The 17,019-nt window shown below is 27.6% G+C and carries 14 protein-coding genes and 1 riboswitch; of the genes, 2 read left to right on the forward strand and 12 right to left on the reverse strand.

Annotated features, from left to right (window positions below; all coding sequences use genetic code 11):
• Positions 1 to 33: 33 nt before the first annotated feature.
• The 7 genes from K0039_RS03245 to mgtE all read right to left on the reverse strand — a co-directional run bounded on the left by K0039_RS03245 (position 34) and on the right by mgtE (position 8,988).
• Complete coding sequence (locus K0039_RS03245; protein WP_228103611.1) at positions 34 to 2,631, reverse strand: ABC transporter permease; 2,598 nt, start codon at positions 2,629 to 2,631, stop codon at positions 34 to 36.
• A complete protein-coding gene (locus K0039_RS03250) occupies positions 2,632 to 3,309 on the reverse strand; it encodes an ABC transporter ATP-binding protein (protein ID WP_228103612.1) in 678 nt (225 codons plus the stop codon).
• Between the two features lie 98 nt (positions 3,310 to 3,407).
• On the reverse strand, positions 3,408 to 4,646 hold the full coding sequence (locus K0039_RS03255) for a sensor histidine kinase (RefSeq protein WP_228103613.1): 1,239 nt from the start codon (positions 4,644 to 4,646) through the stop codon (positions 3,408 to 3,410).
• Entirely contained in the window at positions 4,639 to 5,334 is a 696-nt protein-coding gene (locus tag K0039_RS03260) for a response regulator transcription factor (protein WP_228103614.1), read from the reverse strand. Before K0039_RS03260 ends, K0039_RS03255 begins: the two co-directional genes overlap by 8 nt.
• A gap of 154 nt (positions 5,335 to 5,488) precedes the next feature.
• Positions 5,489 to 6,892, reverse strand: a complete 1,404-nt coding sequence (locus tag K0039_RS03265) for a HAMP domain-containing sensor histidine kinase (RefSeq protein WP_228103615.1) — start codon at positions 6,890 to 6,892, stop codon at positions 5,489 to 5,491.
• Positions 6,876 to 7,559 (reverse strand): response regulator transcription factor, encoded by a 684-nt coding sequence (locus K0039_RS03270; RefSeq protein ID WP_228103616.1) that lies wholly within the window; start codon positions 7,557 to 7,559, stop codon positions 6,876 to 6,878. Before K0039_RS03270 ends, K0039_RS03265 begins: the two co-directional genes overlap by 17 nt.
• A gap of 94 nt (positions 7,560 to 7,653) precedes the next feature.
• Positions 7,654 to 8,988, reverse strand: coding sequence for a magnesium transporter (mgtE, locus tag K0039_RS03275; protein WP_228103617.1), 1,335 nt, complete (start codon positions 8,986 to 8,988; stop codon positions 7,654 to 7,656).
• Positions 8,989 to 9,256: 268 nt separating this feature from the next.
• Here mgtE and K0039_RS03280 point away from each other — a divergent pair, with 268 nt between their 5' ends.
• Positions 9,257 to 9,940, forward strand: coding sequence for an MBL fold metallo-hydrolase (locus tag K0039_RS03280; RefSeq protein WP_228103618.1), 684 nt, complete (start codon positions 9,257 to 9,259; stop codon positions 9,938 to 9,940).
• Between the two features lie 36 nt (positions 9,941 to 9,976).
• On the opposite strand, the gene K0039_RS03285 is transcribed toward K0039_RS03280, so the two are convergent.
• Complete coding sequence (locus K0039_RS03285) at positions 9,977 to 11,989, reverse strand: penicillin-binding transpeptidase domain-containing protein (RefSeq protein WP_228103619.1); 2,013 nt, start codon at positions 11,987 to 11,989, stop codon at positions 9,977 to 9,979.
• A 177-nt stretch (positions 11,990 to 12,166) separates the two neighbouring features.
• Here K0039_RS03285 and K0039_RS03290 point away from each other — a divergent pair, with 177 nt between their 5' ends.
• Positions 12,167 to 13,156 carry an HD domain-containing protein gene (locus K0039_RS03290; protein WP_228103620.1) on the forward strand — a complete coding sequence of 330 codons (990 nt, stop codon included), beginning with the start codon at positions 12,167 to 12,169 and terminating at the stop codon, positions 13,154 to 13,156.
• Between the two features lie 101 nt (positions 13,157 to 13,257).
• On the opposite strand, the gene K0039_RS03295 is transcribed toward K0039_RS03290, so the two are convergent.
• The 4 genes from K0039_RS03295 to K0039_RS03310 form a co-directional block, all read right to left on the reverse strand.
• Complete coding sequence (locus K0039_RS03295; RefSeq protein WP_228103621.1) at positions 13,258 to 13,776, reverse strand: DUF2179 domain-containing protein; 519 nt, start codon at positions 13,774 to 13,776, stop codon at positions 13,258 to 13,260.
• Between the two features lie 104 nt (positions 13,777 to 13,880).
• On the reverse strand, positions 13,881 to 14,489 hold the full coding sequence (locus tag K0039_RS03300) for a hypothetical protein (RefSeq protein ID WP_228103622.1): 609 nt from the start codon (positions 14,487 to 14,489) through the stop codon (positions 13,881 to 13,883).
• A 167-nt stretch (positions 14,490 to 14,656) separates the two neighbouring features.
• Positions 14,657 to 15,835, reverse strand: a complete 1,179-nt coding sequence (locus K0039_RS03305; RefSeq protein ID WP_228103623.1) for a phosphoribosylaminoimidazolecarboxamide formyltransferase — start codon at positions 15,833 to 15,835, stop codon at positions 14,657 to 14,659.
• A 73-nt stretch (positions 15,836 to 15,908) separates the two neighbouring features.
• A riboswitch (ZMP/ZTP riboswitch) is annotated at positions 15,909 to 16,005 on the reverse strand.
• 67 nt (positions 16,006 to 16,072) lie between these two features.
• Positions 16,073 to 16,714, reverse strand: coding sequence for a glycosyltransferase family 2 protein (locus tag K0039_RS03310; protein ID WP_228103624.1), 642 nt, complete (start codon positions 16,712 to 16,714; stop codon positions 16,073 to 16,075).
• Between the last annotated feature and the right edge of the window lie 305 nt (positions 16,715 to 17,019).

Consider the following 17,019-nt stretch of genomic DNA (forward strand, 5'->3'; position numbering starts at 1 on the left):
TTCAAATCACCACCTTACTTACAGGTAAATAAACTATATGCTTTCTTGCCTAATATTTTCAATTATATTTTCTTTATTTATTTTCTTCATTGGGAAGTATGATGAAATAAATGTGATTACAAATATACCTATTATGGCTATAATAATTGCACTCCACGGAAGCACTAATCCAAACTGAATAACATCGCCTAGAATTACATTCATAAGAGCTACAAGACCAATTCCTAAAGGGATACCATAAACAAGTGATAAGGCTCCATATAGTAAGCTTTCTAGGTATATCATCTTATTAAATCCTCCAGGCGTAACTCCTATGGATTTAATTATAGCCAATTCTCTTTTTCTTAAGTTTATATTTGTGCTAATTGTATTTACTATATTAGTTATACTTACTAAAGAAATTACTGTAACAAACCCATATACAAATATTTGCATTACTATAAGTGTGTCTTCCATCTCTTTTACTTCTTCCATTTTGTCAGTTACATCATATCCATATTTTTCTGCTACATCTTTTACTGCATTTCTTGTACTTTCTTCTTTATTTGTAGAAATATGAATATTATTAGTACTTACGTCAAATCCAAGTTTTTTTCCTACTTCATCATATGTTATAAGATCTAATCCCATGTAATTGTACGATGAGCTGCCTGTTGGTATATCATCAGTTGTGGCCATTATTTTAAATTTAATTTCTTTTCTTATTTCCTTATCTCCGTCATATTCCAAAGTATAACCTGTAGCTGTATCTCCTACTTTATAATCTGTTAAATTTAATTCATATTTTTTACCAGGTTCTTCGTAATAACTTTTTCTTACAAGTATTACTCCTTTTTCTTTTATTGCCTCTTTCTTATCAAAACTACCTTCTTTAAGATTTATTTTACTTATTTCAAAATCTCCAGGCATTTTTGTTATACAATTTTGTATATTATATACAGTTTTATCGTCTACTTTTTCTGTTGAAAAATTTTCATCTATTACATCTTTATTGTCTTTAACCATTTTATTTTCTGGTACATAAATTCCCATTCCATAATCATTAGCTGCAGCAATTCTTTCCACACCATCTATATCTTTTAATTCTTCTAATGAATCCTTATCCATAGTGCTATTTGAAGATAAATATAAATCATAATTTACCGCTCCGAACTGTATTTTATTAGCATTAATAAATAAAGTCATAAATCCACTAAAAGATATAAATATAACCACACTTATAATAAGAGAAAATAAAGTTATTCTAAATTTCTTTTTATTTCTTCTTAAATTTTTATAAGCAAGCACACCTTCTGCTTTAAATAAAGATCTTACTATTTTTGAATCTTTTACTTTTCCAATTTTTAAATTAGAGCTATTTTTTATAGCTTCTAGTGGCGATATTTTCGCTGCTTGTCTTGCTGGAAGTATAGCTGAAATTAATATAGTTATTATTACAATTATTGCACTCAATATAATAACTACTGGGCTATATACCACCCTTAGTCCCAGTTCTCCTATCATAGAACTTTCATAAAATTTGCCTATTAGTTTAAATACCAGATCTATGGCAACTGTTCCTGCAAGTAACCCTATTGGTATACCTATAATACTTACTAAAAAAGCTTCCATTAGCACAAGTTTTGTAGTTTGACTTTTTGTTGCTCCTACGGAATTTAAAATTCCAAATTGTTTTTTACGTTCACTAATAGATATGGAAAAAGCATTGTATACTGTTGCTATAGTACAAATAATTACTAAAGAAGTAACAAGGATTATAATTTTATCAATACCTCCATTAATATTGTCATAAGTACTAGAACCTAATAATCTTAATAAATGTTCATTGAACTGTAAGTTTTCATAATATACTCCATTGTCATTATTATAATAAGAAGATTCTTCTTCTCCATCTACATTTTTTGCTTTTAAACCTAAGTTATTAGCAATAACTCCTGCTATGTCATAAACTTCTTTTGGATTATTAGCACTAATAGCTACATTTACATCTTGATTGTTATTAATACTATTTATATCTAAATAAGTTATGGCTGTTGTAACTTGTTTTCCAAATTCAAAACCAGGTTTATTTATGATACCTACTATTTTGTATTCTTCCTTCTTGGTATCTATAAGTTTTTCATCATCACTTACCCAATAACCTGTTAAATCCTCACCATCTTTAGTCACTCTTTTTCCTACACTAAGAGTAATGGTGTCGCCTATTTTCTTTTCTTTTAGTATTCGTGAATCTTCACTAATTACTATTTCTTTGTTGTTCGCTGGCATCTTACCTTCTTTTAAAGATATTTGATATCCATCAAAGGCTTCTTTGTCGTAAGACTTTAACTCTAATAAATCATTTTCATCATTATATTTTCCAAAATCTAAGTTTTTGCTATAAGCATATTTAGATATTCCTGCACTTTTCATTATTTTACTTAAATCTTTCTTTTTTACATTATAAAATGTGGCATGGAAATCTCCTTCTCTTTCTACAGTTTTTCTAACTTGATAATCCATCAAACTGTTATAAATAGTTCCTATACCACAAATCAATGCAGTAGATAATATAATTCCTATAATTGTAACTATAGTTCTTTTTTTATTTTCTTTTAAATATCTAAGTGTAAGAGACGTGTATAAATTCATTTATATCACCTCGTCACTTTTTATTGTTCCATCTTCTATTGTTATAACTCTATCTGCTTGAAGTGCTATGTTTGGATCATGAGTTATCATTATAAGAGTTTGCTTATATTTTTTCACTGATAACTTTAGTAACTCTATAACTTCTTTTGAATTTTTACTATCTAGATTTCCTGTAGGTTCATCAGCTAAAACTATGGCAGGTCTATTTACTAAAGCCCTACCTATGGAAGTCCTTTGTTGTTGACCACCACTTAGCTCGTTTGGAAGATGATTTTCTCTTTCTTTAAGTCCTAAAGTTTTTAATAAATCATCTAAGTACTCTTGATCTATCTTTCTATTATCTAGTTCTGCAGGAAGAAGTATATTTTCCTTAACAGAAAGTACTGGTATTAAGTTATAAAACTGATATATTAGCCCCACATTTCTTCTTCTAAATATGGATAAACCTTTTTCTTTTAAGTTATATATATCAACATCATTTATATAAACGTTACCTTCACTTGGCTTGTCCACGCCTCCTATTAGATGTAATAAAGTACTTTTACCACTTCCACTAGGACCAACTATGGCAACAAACTCCCCTTTATTTATTGATAAGTTTATGTTTTTTAAAGCATCTACTTTAGCTTCATTTTTACCATAGGTCTTGCACAAATTTTCAATTCTTAAAATCTCCATATTACCCTCCATAATTTCTCACTAACTTTTGTAAGTTTTAATTTATATTTTCATTGTAGGTTTTTATACTTACATCTCGGTGAATGTAAAATTACAAATTAGTCACCATAAGTTTTATGAAAAATTATATGGAACTCAGTTCCTTCGTTTTTTTCACTGTTTACGTAAATATCTCCATTTTGACTTTCTATAATAGACTTAGACATGGCAAGGCCTATACCCACACTGTCTTCCTTTGAAGTTTTACCTTTATAAAATCTTTTGAAAATATGAGGCAAGTCTTTCTTGTCTATTCCTTCTCCGCTATCTTTTATTACAACTTCACAGTATAGAGGATTTTGATCATAACTAATACTTATTTTTCCGCCCTGCGGAGTGTGTTCTATACAGTTTTTTATTATATTTACAAAAGCTTCACTGGACCAATTTATATCACCAGTATAACTTGTATTTTCATATCCATTTATGCATAGTTCTATATTTTTAATTTCCATAGTAATTAAACTTGGTGCAACTGCCCTTTTAATTAATTCATTAATTTTAACTTCTTTATTCTCAAAGTCTATTACCTTGGCTTCCACTTTAGAAAGCTTCAACATACTTTTTACTAGCCATTCCATACGATTTAGTTGAGATTTTATCTTATCTAGAAATTCTATTTTTGTTTCTTTTGGTAAGTCCTCATACATTAAATCATTCAATATTACTAAAGAGGTCATAGGTGTTTTTAACTGATGAGATATATCTGAAATAGTGTTATTTAAAAATAGCTTTTCATTATTTAAAAGCTCTACTTTTTCTTTTAATATATTAGTCATTTTAATTAACTCAGTTTTTAAAAGACCTATTTGACCCTCTTGATTTCTATTTTTCATTTCAAATTTTCGTCCTTCAGAACTATTATAAACATAGTCTGTCATGTCTTTTATATCCGCATAAATTTTTCTAAAATAACTTAAAGCAAGGATAATAAATAATATTAAAATAATGCATATAAACACCCAGTTAATATTGAAAATGTATTTTATACTTTCATTTATAATAGGCTCATTTTTCAAACTTATATAGCTATTATAATTATATTTACTTAGTATTTCTTTTCCCAAATCTACATTCTCTTTTGAATTTCCCTGTGTAACTATATCTATAATGTCTTCTTCCAGTTCAGGTCTTTCTGATAGAATATTTCCTATAATTGCTTGATTATTTTCAACTACTTTTTCTTTTATAATACTTAAATTAAGTAATGTTACTCCACCACACATAACAATAGCAATTAGAAATAAAACACTAAATCTCCTTAGAAAACTTTTTATCTCAACATTATATCTAGTCATTTGCTTCACTTCCACTCCACTTGTATCCCATACCCCTAACTGTAATTATTAACTTTGGATTACTTGAATCATCCTCAATTTTTTCCCTAAGGCGTTTTATATACACAGTTAAGGTATTATCATTAATAAAATCATAAGTTACGTCCCATAATTTCTCTAAGATTTGATTTCTACTTAAAATTATATTTTCATTTTGAATTAAAATTAATAATAACTTGTACTCAGCAGAAGTTAAAAATACCTCTTCGCTACCTTTATAAACCCTAGCCTCTAAAGTATGAATACTTAAATCTCCATATTTTAAAATTTTCTTTCCCTTATCTTCGCCTTTATTTCTCCTAACTACTGCCTTTATTCTAGATATAAGCTCTCTTACTCTAAAAGGCTTTGTCATATAATCATCTCCGCCAATATCAAGTCCCATGACTATATTCACCTCGTCATCACATGCTGTTAAAAAAATTATAGGTATATCTTTCATCTCTCTTATTTCTTTACAAAAATCATAACCATTACCATCTGGCAACATTACATCTAAAAGAATTATGTCATAAGATTTTTCGTTTATATTAAGTCTTGCACTTTCTAAATCTTTGCATATATCTATTTCAAAACCCTCTTGTTCTAGAGCATATTTTACTCCAAAAGCTATTGTAGAGTCGTCCTCTACCATAAGAATCTTTATCATAATAACCTCCAAATTTTTCATCATTTATAATTATTATACAATAAGTTAAAAAATATAATAAGACCGCTTGATGTGACATTCTAGTCATAATACAAAAGAGTACTTATGAATTTATTTTTACTCAAATTCATAAGTACTCTTTTTCTTGATTTTATTATTTAGGCAATATTATTATTAACTCTGTACCTTTATTTATTTTACTTTTTACATATATATGTCCATTATGAGCATCGACTATGCTTTTTACTATTGATAAACCTATTCCTATGCCTCCAGTTTCTTTATCTCTTGATTTATCCACTCTGTAAAATCGCTCAAAAATAAAGTTAATATCATTTTGAGGAATTCCAATTCCATTATCTTTAATAGATATGACAATATTATCATCATCTTCATATGCTTTTATATGTATTTTCCCATGAACATTTGTATATTTAATAGCATTGGATAGTAAGTTTGCCAATACTTGCGAAAATTGTTCCTTATCAATATTTATATATATTTCTTTCAAATCATAAGTTATCTTAATATTTTTTGACAATGCATCTCCTTCATAATTGTAAATAAAGTGTTGTATAAATTCTTTTAAATTAACCTTACTTTTATTCAACACATCATTTTCGCTATCGTATTTTGACAATATTCTAAGCTGTCCTATTAAGTTGCTGAGTCTTAGTGCTTCTTCTCTTATACTATTAAGCCTATCTGGTGTAGCCTCCCATATTCCATCTATCATGCAATCTAAGTGACCTTGAATACTTGTTAAAGGTGTTCTCAGCTCATGAGCCACATCTGTCGTTATTCTTTTTCTAAGTAACTCTTGTTCATTTAATTTGTAAGATAATTTATTAATTGATTGAACCAATTCTTTTACTTCTTTTATCTTGCTATTATATTCTAGCTTGTCATTATATTTTCCATCGCTCATATTTTTAGCTTTAGAAGATACATTTTCTATAGAACTTGAAATTGAGTTTGATATAATTAAGGCAATTATTAGTGCACTTCCTATGGATATAAGACTTATTACTTTCATAAAACCATTTATTATATTTAAAAACATAATATCATTTTCCATATAATACAATGACTCATAATATGAAATTTGTGCGTATCCTACTTTATTGTTCTTTTCACTATGTATGGCAACTCTGTATTCCTCCAATTTAGGAATCCAGTTTTCTTCTATGCTTTCCATATTTTTTTTTATATTATTTAATATTTCATTAGATTCATTTTTTTCATCTTCTAAAATTCCATATATTAACTTATTGTTTTTATCATAGACTCCCAACACTATACCTTTTTCTATGGAATCTTCAGCCAATTTTTTTATTAAATGTGTATCCCATGTTTTATCTTTATATATATTGTTTAAATCAAAATTTATTAAGTGATTTACCTCTGACTTATTGCTATCATCTACATATTTACCAAATTCTGATTCAAAAGCCTTTGTTACAAATATTGTTATTGATAATATAGTTAATGCTATTATTGTTAAGAAAGATATTATTATTGTATTCCTAAGGGATATACTTTTATTTTTTAAGTCCAAATTTATAGCCTATCCCATAAACCGTTTGTATTATTTTGCAATCTTTAGGATTTTCTTCTATTTTTTGTCTTAGATTTTTTATGTGGTTATCAACAGCACGATCATCTTTTTCATAATATCCTTCTTCCAATTGCTCTAATATCTCAATTCTTGTAAATACTTTGTGTGGATTTGAAATTAACATTAATAATATTTTATATTCTGTATTAGTCAATGAAACTAGTTTATTTCTTATTCTTACATCATAAGATAAAGTATCTATTTCTACTTCATTTCCAAATTTTATAATATTATTATCACTTAATTTGTTATTTCTTTTTAAAATAGCTTTTACTCTAAGCACCAGTTCTCTGACATTAAATGGTTTACATAAATAGTCATCACAACCTAAGGTAAAGCCTTCTATTCTATCTTCGTCCTCTATTTTAGCTGTAAGCATTATTATAGGTATTTCAGATTTTTGCCTAATCTGCTTACATACTTTTTCTCCGCTTATATCTGGCAACATTCTGTCTAAAATAATTAAATCATAATCTGCATCTTCAAAGCTCTCAATTGCACTTTTTCCATTATAGACAACTGTAACTTCATATCCTTCTCTATCTAAATATGCTTTTACAAACTCACAAATTTTTTGTTCATCATCAACTACTAATATTTTTATCATATAATTTCTCCTATAAAAGTTATATATTATAGTATTTCTTTAATACTTCTTTATATTATAAAAGACCTGTTATAACAGGTCTTTTATTGTATTTTTATATTCTAAGTAATAATTTTGCTAAGGTAAAGTATACCATAAGTGCAAATGTATCTACAATTGTAGTAATTAATGGGCTAGCCATTATCGCTGGGTCTAATTTTAGTTTTTTAGCTATTATAGGTAATAACCCCCCTACTACTTTAGCAATTATAACTGTAAAAAATAAACTTAAACATACGGTTAAAGATATAAATAAATCCGTTTTTTCTAAGAAATATATTCTAAGAAAGTTCACACTTGCTAAAATAGTTGCAACTATTAAACTTACCCTAAACTCTTTAAACATTACTTTTAAATAATCTTTCAACTCAATATCTCCAAGGGCTAATCCCCTTATTACTAAAGTTGAAGATTGTGAACCTGCATTACCACCTGTATCCATCAACATAGGAATAAATGCAGCAAGTATTACTACTGATTGCAATACATCATCAAATTTCTTTATTATGGAACCAGTAAATGTGGCAGATATCATTAACACTAATAACCATACAACTCTATTTTTTGCCAAGTCTATTACTGGAGTTTTTAAATAAGACTCTTCATTTGGTTTTATAGCTGCCATCTTTTGAAAATCCTCTGTATTTTCTTTATCTACTATATCCATAACATCATCTACCGTTATAATACCAACTAATCTATCTTCTTTGTCTACTACTGGCATACATGTTAAGTCGTATTTCTTAAACTCTGAGGCTACAATCTCTTGATCTTCCATTGTACTTGTACTTATAACATTTCTGTCCATTATATCTTCTATAGAAGTCTTTTCATCATTTAGTATTAGTTCTTTTAAATGTAGTGTTCCTTTTAATTTTCTATTGTTATCAATTATAAAGCAAGTATCCACATCTTCTTTGTCTAAAGTATCACGTCTAATGAATTTTATAGCATCTTTTACTGTCATACTTTCTTTTAAGTCTAAAAATTCTATAGTCATCATTGACCCTGCTGTATTTTCATCATATTTTAAAAATTGATTAATAAGTTCTCTTTTTTCTTTTGAAGTATTTTTTAATACTTTTTTTACCATATGAGATGGTAGTTCTTCTATAATATCCACTGTATCATCTAAAAATAATTTGTCTACTATATCTTTTAATTCACTATCTGTTATAGACTGTATTATATATTCTTGCATATCCGATTCTAAATATGAAAATACTTCAACTGCTATATCCTTTGGCAGTATTCTAAAAGCTAATACTATTTCCTCTTCTCTTAAATCCACCATATCTTTTGCTATGTCTACTGAATTTAGGTCAGCAAAGTATTCGCTCAACTCTAAAATTTTTCTTTTTTTAATTAAATTGCTTACTACTTCTACCATAATAATCCCTCCATAATAAAGAGTTCATATTATCTATAAAGAGATTGTAATAAATATGAACCCTTCTTCTTTTTGCTTTTGCTTTTTTCAAACTAGGATCACCGTCCATATAAATCACATCCTTTACTTTCATTTGTTTTTATTATATTAAACAAATATGTAGAACTTATGTAGTTTTATAAATTTTAAAATTATATATTGTGCTTCATATATAATAAAATTATAATTTACATAATATATAAAATAATTAATAAGAAAGGATTTTAATATGAAAATAACATATATTCATCATAGTAGCTTTGTTGTAGAACTTAAGAATTGCATATTACTTTTCGACTATTTCCAAGGAAATCTTCCAGAATTTAATAATGATAAAAAACTGTATGTATTTTCTAGTCACTCTCATCACGACCATTTTAATAAAAACATTTTTAAACTAAAAAGAATACATCCTGACGTAACTTATATATTATCAAATGATATAAATGCTACAGAATCTAAAAATATAAGACTTATAGATGCAAATGAAAAACTAGTAATTGATAATTTAGAAATAGAAACTCTACAATCTAGCGACTTAGGTGTTGCCTTTATTGTAAAAATCGAAAACAAAACGATTTATCATGCCGGGGATTTAAACTGGTGGCACTGGGAAGGAGAAAACTCTCCTGAAGAAAATACTTATGCTGAAAATTTATTTAAGAATTCTATAGACAAAATAAAAGGAATAAACATAGATGTAGCCTTCTTACCTTTAGATTCTCGACAAGGGAATCAATATTATTTAGGTTTTGATTATTTTATGAGAAATACTAATACTAAAATAGCATTTCCTATGCATTTTTGGAGCAACCACTCTTTGGTTAAAACATTTAAAGCTTCTAACCATGCTTTAAATTATAAAGATAAAATCTTAGAAATAAATCATAATAATGAGGAATTTCAACTTTAAAATAAAAGGTCAACTTATAAAAGTTGACCTTTCTTATTATTTATCTTCCAAAAGATAGCTTTTCATTATATTTTTAACTTTAGGTACTAAATATTTTGATGTGGATTTGTCTTTCATATTTTCCATAACCATGGATATGGCTAACTTAGAGTCATCCAAGTCAACTGCAACAAACCAACTATTTTCATCTCCACTTTTGTCTTCTTTAGTGGATTTTATTTCTGCTGTTCCCGTTTTACCTGCCAATTTAATTCCATCTATTTTACATAAATATCCACTTCCATTAGGGTCATCTATAACACCAGTAAAATCCTTTTGTAATTCTTTTAAATCTTCTTTTCTTATTGCTTTATTATATACTTTTTCTTCCTTATTTTCGCTTATTACAAGCCTTGGAGTCATAATTTCACCTTCATTTGCTAAGGCTGAGTATGCCATAGTTACTTGCAGAGGGGTTGTCAGAGCTTCTCCTTGTCCGTAACCTGTATCGCCTAGTAAAATTTCATTTTCTATTTTACCACTGTTTGAAATTTGAGATTTTGTCATAGGGTATTCAAAGTTTATATCTGATCCTAAACCAAACTTCTTGGCTCCTTCTATAAAGTTCTTACTACCTACTTTAATAGACTTATCTGCAAAATAAATATTGTCAGAGTTTACAACAGCATCATATAAATTTACAGAGCTTATATTTTTTACTCTAGTAACTTTATAATTTCCCCAAGAAGATGATTTTTGCCAATTTAGTCCTTCTATTTTCATTTTTTCATTAGGATTTATTATTTTATTTTCCAATCCTATAGATGCTGTTATAAGTTTCATAGTAGAGCCTGGTGAGTATAAATTGTTTGCTCTATTATCAAAACATGCATTTTTATTTTCTTCCCACTCTTTTGCTATTTCTTTAGTTTTATAAGTTACCATTGTGTTAGAGTCATAAGAAGGCGAACTTACCATAGCCAATACTTCTCCATTACTTGAATCCATAGCTATGGATGCTCCTTTTTCTTTATCAATTTGAGCATATATTTCTTTTTGTAGCTTAGAATCTATTGCTAGCTTTATATCATCTCCATCACTGGGTTTTGTCTTAGCTACGGTTACATTACTGTCTCCTCTTTCAATATATATATGAGCTCCATCTGTAGCTCTTAATTTATCTTCATAAACTTGCTCCAATCCATTTTTGCCTATTTGACTACTACTTATATAGTTTTTATCGGATTTTTTCTCCATCTCTTCTGCTGTTATATCACCTATATAACCTATAAGACTTCCAAAGGCCTCACCTTTTGCATAAACCCTAGATGTTACCTGTTGTATAGTTATTCCTTCTATTTTTGAAACTTTATCTAACTTATCATTTTCATATTTTGAAAGCTTTACAATGTTCACGGCATATTCTGGATTAGTGTTACTTTCAAATTTTTTTTCTATATATTCTTCACTTATATCAAGCGCTTTAGCTAAATCTTTTATACTCTCTTTTTTAAATACTTCACTGTCTATGTTAACATAATTTGCCTCTCCATTGCATGCTAGCAAGTTTCCATCTCTCTCTAGTATTTTGCCTCTATTCCCCTTAGTTATCTCAGCTTTTATCTTATCTCCTTTAATCATCTCAGGTAGAATTAAGCTTTCATCCCAACATATCTTATATTTGTTATCTTCTTTTTTTAGCTTAATTGTTGCATCATCACATTTTAGTTTTCCTCCAATAGTATTCATAGAAACAGTAATTGGTATTTCTGATTTATTTTTAATCTCTCCAACATCTATTTTTATGTTACTTACATTCATAGCAGAATAAATTGCTGAATATTTTTTTACAAATTCTTCTTTTCCACCAAACTCTTCTTTTATGTAGTTTTTAGAATCTGTTGTTAAAGTTTCATATACTTCACCGTAATTTTCTTCATTTAACAACTTGTTGTAGTTTTTCACAGTATTTTTTATTTCATCCTTATTACTACAACCACTTAATACAAATACCGTTGTTATTATCATGATAATAAATATTAGTTTACTTAATTTCTTTTTTCTAATCATTATAAATATTCTCCCCTCATAAATTATTTAATTGACTCCCTATTTTTATTTTACTCTTTGTTTATTAGACCTTTATATTTTACAAAAGGTTTTAACTTATTTATATTTTTTAAATTGCAACTATATATACTCTGTTATATAATAAGTTTTTACTAGAAATTTAAAGGAGGTATTGATTTGAATTTAATTGATATATATAGCAAGGATTTTCCTGTTTTCATAAAGGAATTAATAAATACGACTGAATTTAAAAGACTTAGCAATGTGGGTATGAACTGTGGATGTGAATATACTAGTTTTCCCATATTTTCAAAGGGTAAGAATTATACTAGATATAATCATAGTATAGGAGTTTCGCTTATAATTTGGCATTTTACAAAGGATATAAAACAATCTATAGCAGGTCTTTTGCACGATATTAGCTCTCCTGTATTTGCTCATGTAATTGACTTTTTAAATGGAGATCATGAAACACAAGAATCTACAGAAGAAAAAACGGAAGAAATTATAGAAAACTCCATAGAAATTCAAGAAATATTAAAGAAATATAATTTAAGCACTAAAGATGTGTATGACTATCACATGTATCCCATTGCAGACAATAATTCTCCTCTTCTTTCTGCAGACAGATTGGAATACACCTTAGGTAATGCTTTTTACTATGGTTTTAAATCTATGGAAGAAATAAGAGATATGTATGATGATTTAGTAGTAAGTATAAATGAATTTGGACAGAGTGAAATTTCATTTAGTACTTTAGATAAAGCTATAGAGTTCACATCTGTATCTATTGAAAACTCTAAAGTATATACTTGTAATACAGATAGATTCTCTATGCAATACTTAGCTGATTTATTAAAATTGGCAATAAAAAAAAGAGTTATAAGCATGAAGGATTTATATACTGTAGAAGACGAGGTTATTGCTAAATTAAAAAAAGATAAAGAATTAAAATCTAAGTGGAATGATTTTACAAATCTTTCTCAAATATTTACTAGCAAAGAAAAACCTGAATGTGGATATTGGGTTAACATTCCTGCAAAAAAAAGATATATAAACCCTCAAGTAGTTTCTAAAGGAAGAGTTTCAATTTTGTCTGAAAATTTATCAAAAGAAATAGATAATTTCTTAAATGTTGATTTTAATATTTGGTTAAGTGGAAAATAAAATTTTTAAGGTGGTAACATTTTTGTTACCACCTTTTAATAAAAACAAAGAAGTTTTAATTTTAAATATACTATTTTATAATACATAATTATAATTAAAAATTATTGCGTAGAATGTTTATTTAAATATCCACCTTTAAAATGCGCCAATTCAAAGGATATTATAAAGGCTTCTGGCTCTAATTGTTCAGTTATTTTAATAACTTCTTTCTCTCTTATTCTATGAGTCATAACTTCTAATCTATATCTTGTTTCATTATTTCTACCTTTTCCTTCAAGTTTTGTTACTCCAAATTTATGACCTCTTAATATATTTATTAAATCATCATTTTCCTTCGTTAAATTAATTTGCACTACTCTATATCCTATAGCAAGTTTCTTTTCTAATTTTCCTCCTAAGTATACCCCTATAGCATAACCGAAAACATAAGCCACAATATTATATATGTTAGTTAAATCAGAAAATACAATTCCTAAACTTACAATATAAATTATTCCTTCTACAAATGCTGCGAAAGGAGCTTTTTTGTCTTCACCTTTTACAACAAGCACCGTTCTAAGAGATAAAACAGGTACATATATTAGCTGTAAAACAAATATTAGTATAACTTTAGTAATCATAAGGCCTCCATAAATTCCCATCTAGTTATTAATATAATTTAAAATTATATAAAATGTCTCAACCATATCATTATTTTTTAATTTTTCTTTATTTTCACAAAATTTCAGTTAGAATACATTTCTATAATTATCATTCCCCCCTTCTCTTCATATCCTGTATTCCATAATTCTTTAAATGAAATCCAGTTATAGCCACCATAAGTAGCTATTTTTATTGATAATTCATTGTCAGTTTTTTCATATCCAACAATTAAAAACCAATGCCACACAAGTTCTTTTAACTGTGCATTTTTATGCTTTAATAAAAGAAAGGGTATTGGTATGTCTTTATTTATTTGATTTATAATTACTTTTTCTCCGTCAAATAATGAGTTATCTCCAGAAAACGCTGTCATCTTTATTTCTTTGTCATTAACATCTTCTAGATATTTTCCAAACCCATCTATATATAATTGTAAAGTATTAATTCCTGTCATTCTTGGACGAAGATATGGTTTCATAATATGTGAGAATTTTATATAATCTGCTTTTTTTAAGTAACTTACATCAAATGGATATAAGTGCTCACTATTTTTAAGTATGTTTAAATAAACACATAAATCGCAGGCTGTAACGGCTGCACAACCTCCTAATTTCATCATGGGATCTATAAACCAATTTTGATTTCCACCATAATGATCATCTATATTAAAATATGTTAATTCTTTTTTCATAGTTAGTATTTCCTTTCAAATATCATCCCCTCAAGTACATATTAGCACCTTTAATATTATATTAAAACTAAAAGTGTATATTAAAATTCCTACATATTTATACAGTATAATTAAAAAAGCCTTAGAGGTTGTTAAATTACCAACTTCTAAGGCTTTTTATTTATATTTTAATGATGGAATAACCTGATTCCTGTAAATGCCATAATCATATTATATTTATCACAACATTCTATAACAAGATCATCTCTTAATGATCCTCCTGGTTGTGCTATATATTTAACTCCACTTTTGTATGCTCTTTCAATATTATCTGAGAAAGGGAAAAATGCATATGAACCTAAAGTTACATTTTCATTTTTTTCAATCCATGTTCTTTTTTCTTCTCTAGTAAATACTTTTGGCTTTGTTTTAAATATATTTTGCCATTTTCCTTCAGCAAGAACATCCTCATACTCATCACATATATATACATCAATGGCGTTATCTCTTTCCGCGCGACTAAGTGTGTCAATAAACTCAAGGTCAAAAACTTGTGGTGATTGACGAAGATACCAATTATCAGCTTTCTGTCCTGCCAATCTTGTACAATGAACTCTTGATTGTTGACCGGCTCCAACACCTATAGTTTGACCATTTTTCACATAGCAAACTGAATTAGACTGTGTATATTTAAGTGTAATAAGAGCTATTTTCATGTCCATAAGCGCTGACTTTGCAATTTGATTATTTTTAGTTACAACATTTGATAAAAGCTCATCATTAATGCTAAGTTCATTTCTACCTTGTTCAAAAGTAATTCCATATACTTGCTTTTTCTCAATAGGATTTGGAACATAAGATGAATCTATTTGTATAATATTATACTTACCCTTCTTTTTACTTTTAAGTATTTCTAAAGCTTCTTTAGAATAAGCTGGAGCTATAACTCCAGCTGAAACTTCTCTTTGGATAATCCTAGCAGTGTGAATATCACACTCATCTGACAATGCAATAAAATCACCATAAGAGGACATTCTATCAGCTCCCCTGGCTCTAGCATAAGCACTGGCAAGGGGTGATAATTTTCCCAGACCATCTATCCAGTATATTTTAGAAAGTGTGTCATCTAGTGGTAGTCCAACTGCTGCACCCGCTGGTGACACATGTTTAAAAGAAGCGGCGGCAGGAAGTTCTGTAGCTTCTTTTAATTCCTTTACTAACTGCCAACCATTAAGTGCATCAAGAAAGTTAATATACCCTGGATTGCCGTTTAATACAGTGACAGGTAAATCCTTGTTTTCTTCTGTAAATATTCTTGATGGTTTTTGATTTGGATTGCATCCATATTTTAATGATATTTCCTTCATAGTAATACCTCCCTATATTTTACTTGCATCCATGGTAAGTTTTACTGCATAAAAAACGCCTGGACGCATTTATTAATGCTGCCCAGACGGTCGACTAATCCTTATTAATACACTCCCTGTAGGTAATCCTACTCAGGTAACACCTGTTTCCGTCAGTTGTGTATCTAATAATAATGATAGTTGAAATATTTTTATACTGAAATATAAAACATTAGTTCTATTTATAAATTACTATATTTAATTTTCTTTAATATTATAAATAACCGGTTTATGTAGTATTATATATCTTTCAATTATATTCATTACTTCGTATATCCATTGTAGTTCATTAGTTTTTTCTTCATTTTCTAATATCATCTTTTTAATTAAATCTGTTTTATACAATTTGCCCCAAATAACATTTTTTACTCTTTCATTTATATTTAATTCTTCCATTAAATATTTATTATCTAATATTAATCCTTCACCATCTTCTTCAATATATTTATCATCGTATAATAATTTATCAAAATATACATCATATGAATCTACTTGTATTGCATCTGATTTGTATTTTTCTTGTTTTTCTACCATAAGGCTTATCATATTTTTGTCTAACCAGCTATCCTTACTATCAACATATAACATATATTGGCCTGTTGCATATTCTGTTGCATAATTTATGGCCTCACAAAGTTTGCTCCTTTCCATATTAAGCAATCTAATTCTTTTATCAAATCGAACATAACCTATAGCAATTTTCTTTGAATTATCCGTACTACCACTATCAACTAGTATTATTTCCATATTTGTATATGTTTGATTTCTAATACTATCTAAACACCTATTTAAATTTTCTTCTGCATTATATATTGGTACTATCACACTAACTTTGTACATATTCTCTCCCCCCATAGATTACCTTGTACATTTTTCATTTGTTGCATATTAAAAATATTAACTCCCCATAATTAATATTTTTAATACTATCATATAATAATACTATCTATAGATAGTTTCATATTATACAAAAGTATTATTTTTGCTTATCATATGTAAATTTACATTTTTGTCTACTTATAATAAATTCTTTATTTTACTTTGCATACCTTGTTATTTTAATTATATTTTTCCTCTGAAATTCTTCATAAAGCGATAAACTACCTTATAATAATAAGCATTTATAGTTTATAACCAAAATTAAA

The organism is Terrisporobacter mayombei, from assembly GCF_020748465.1.
GTDB classification, from domain to species: Bacteria; Bacillota; Clostridia; order Peptostreptococcales; family Peptostreptococcaceae; genus Terrisporobacter; species Terrisporobacter mayombei.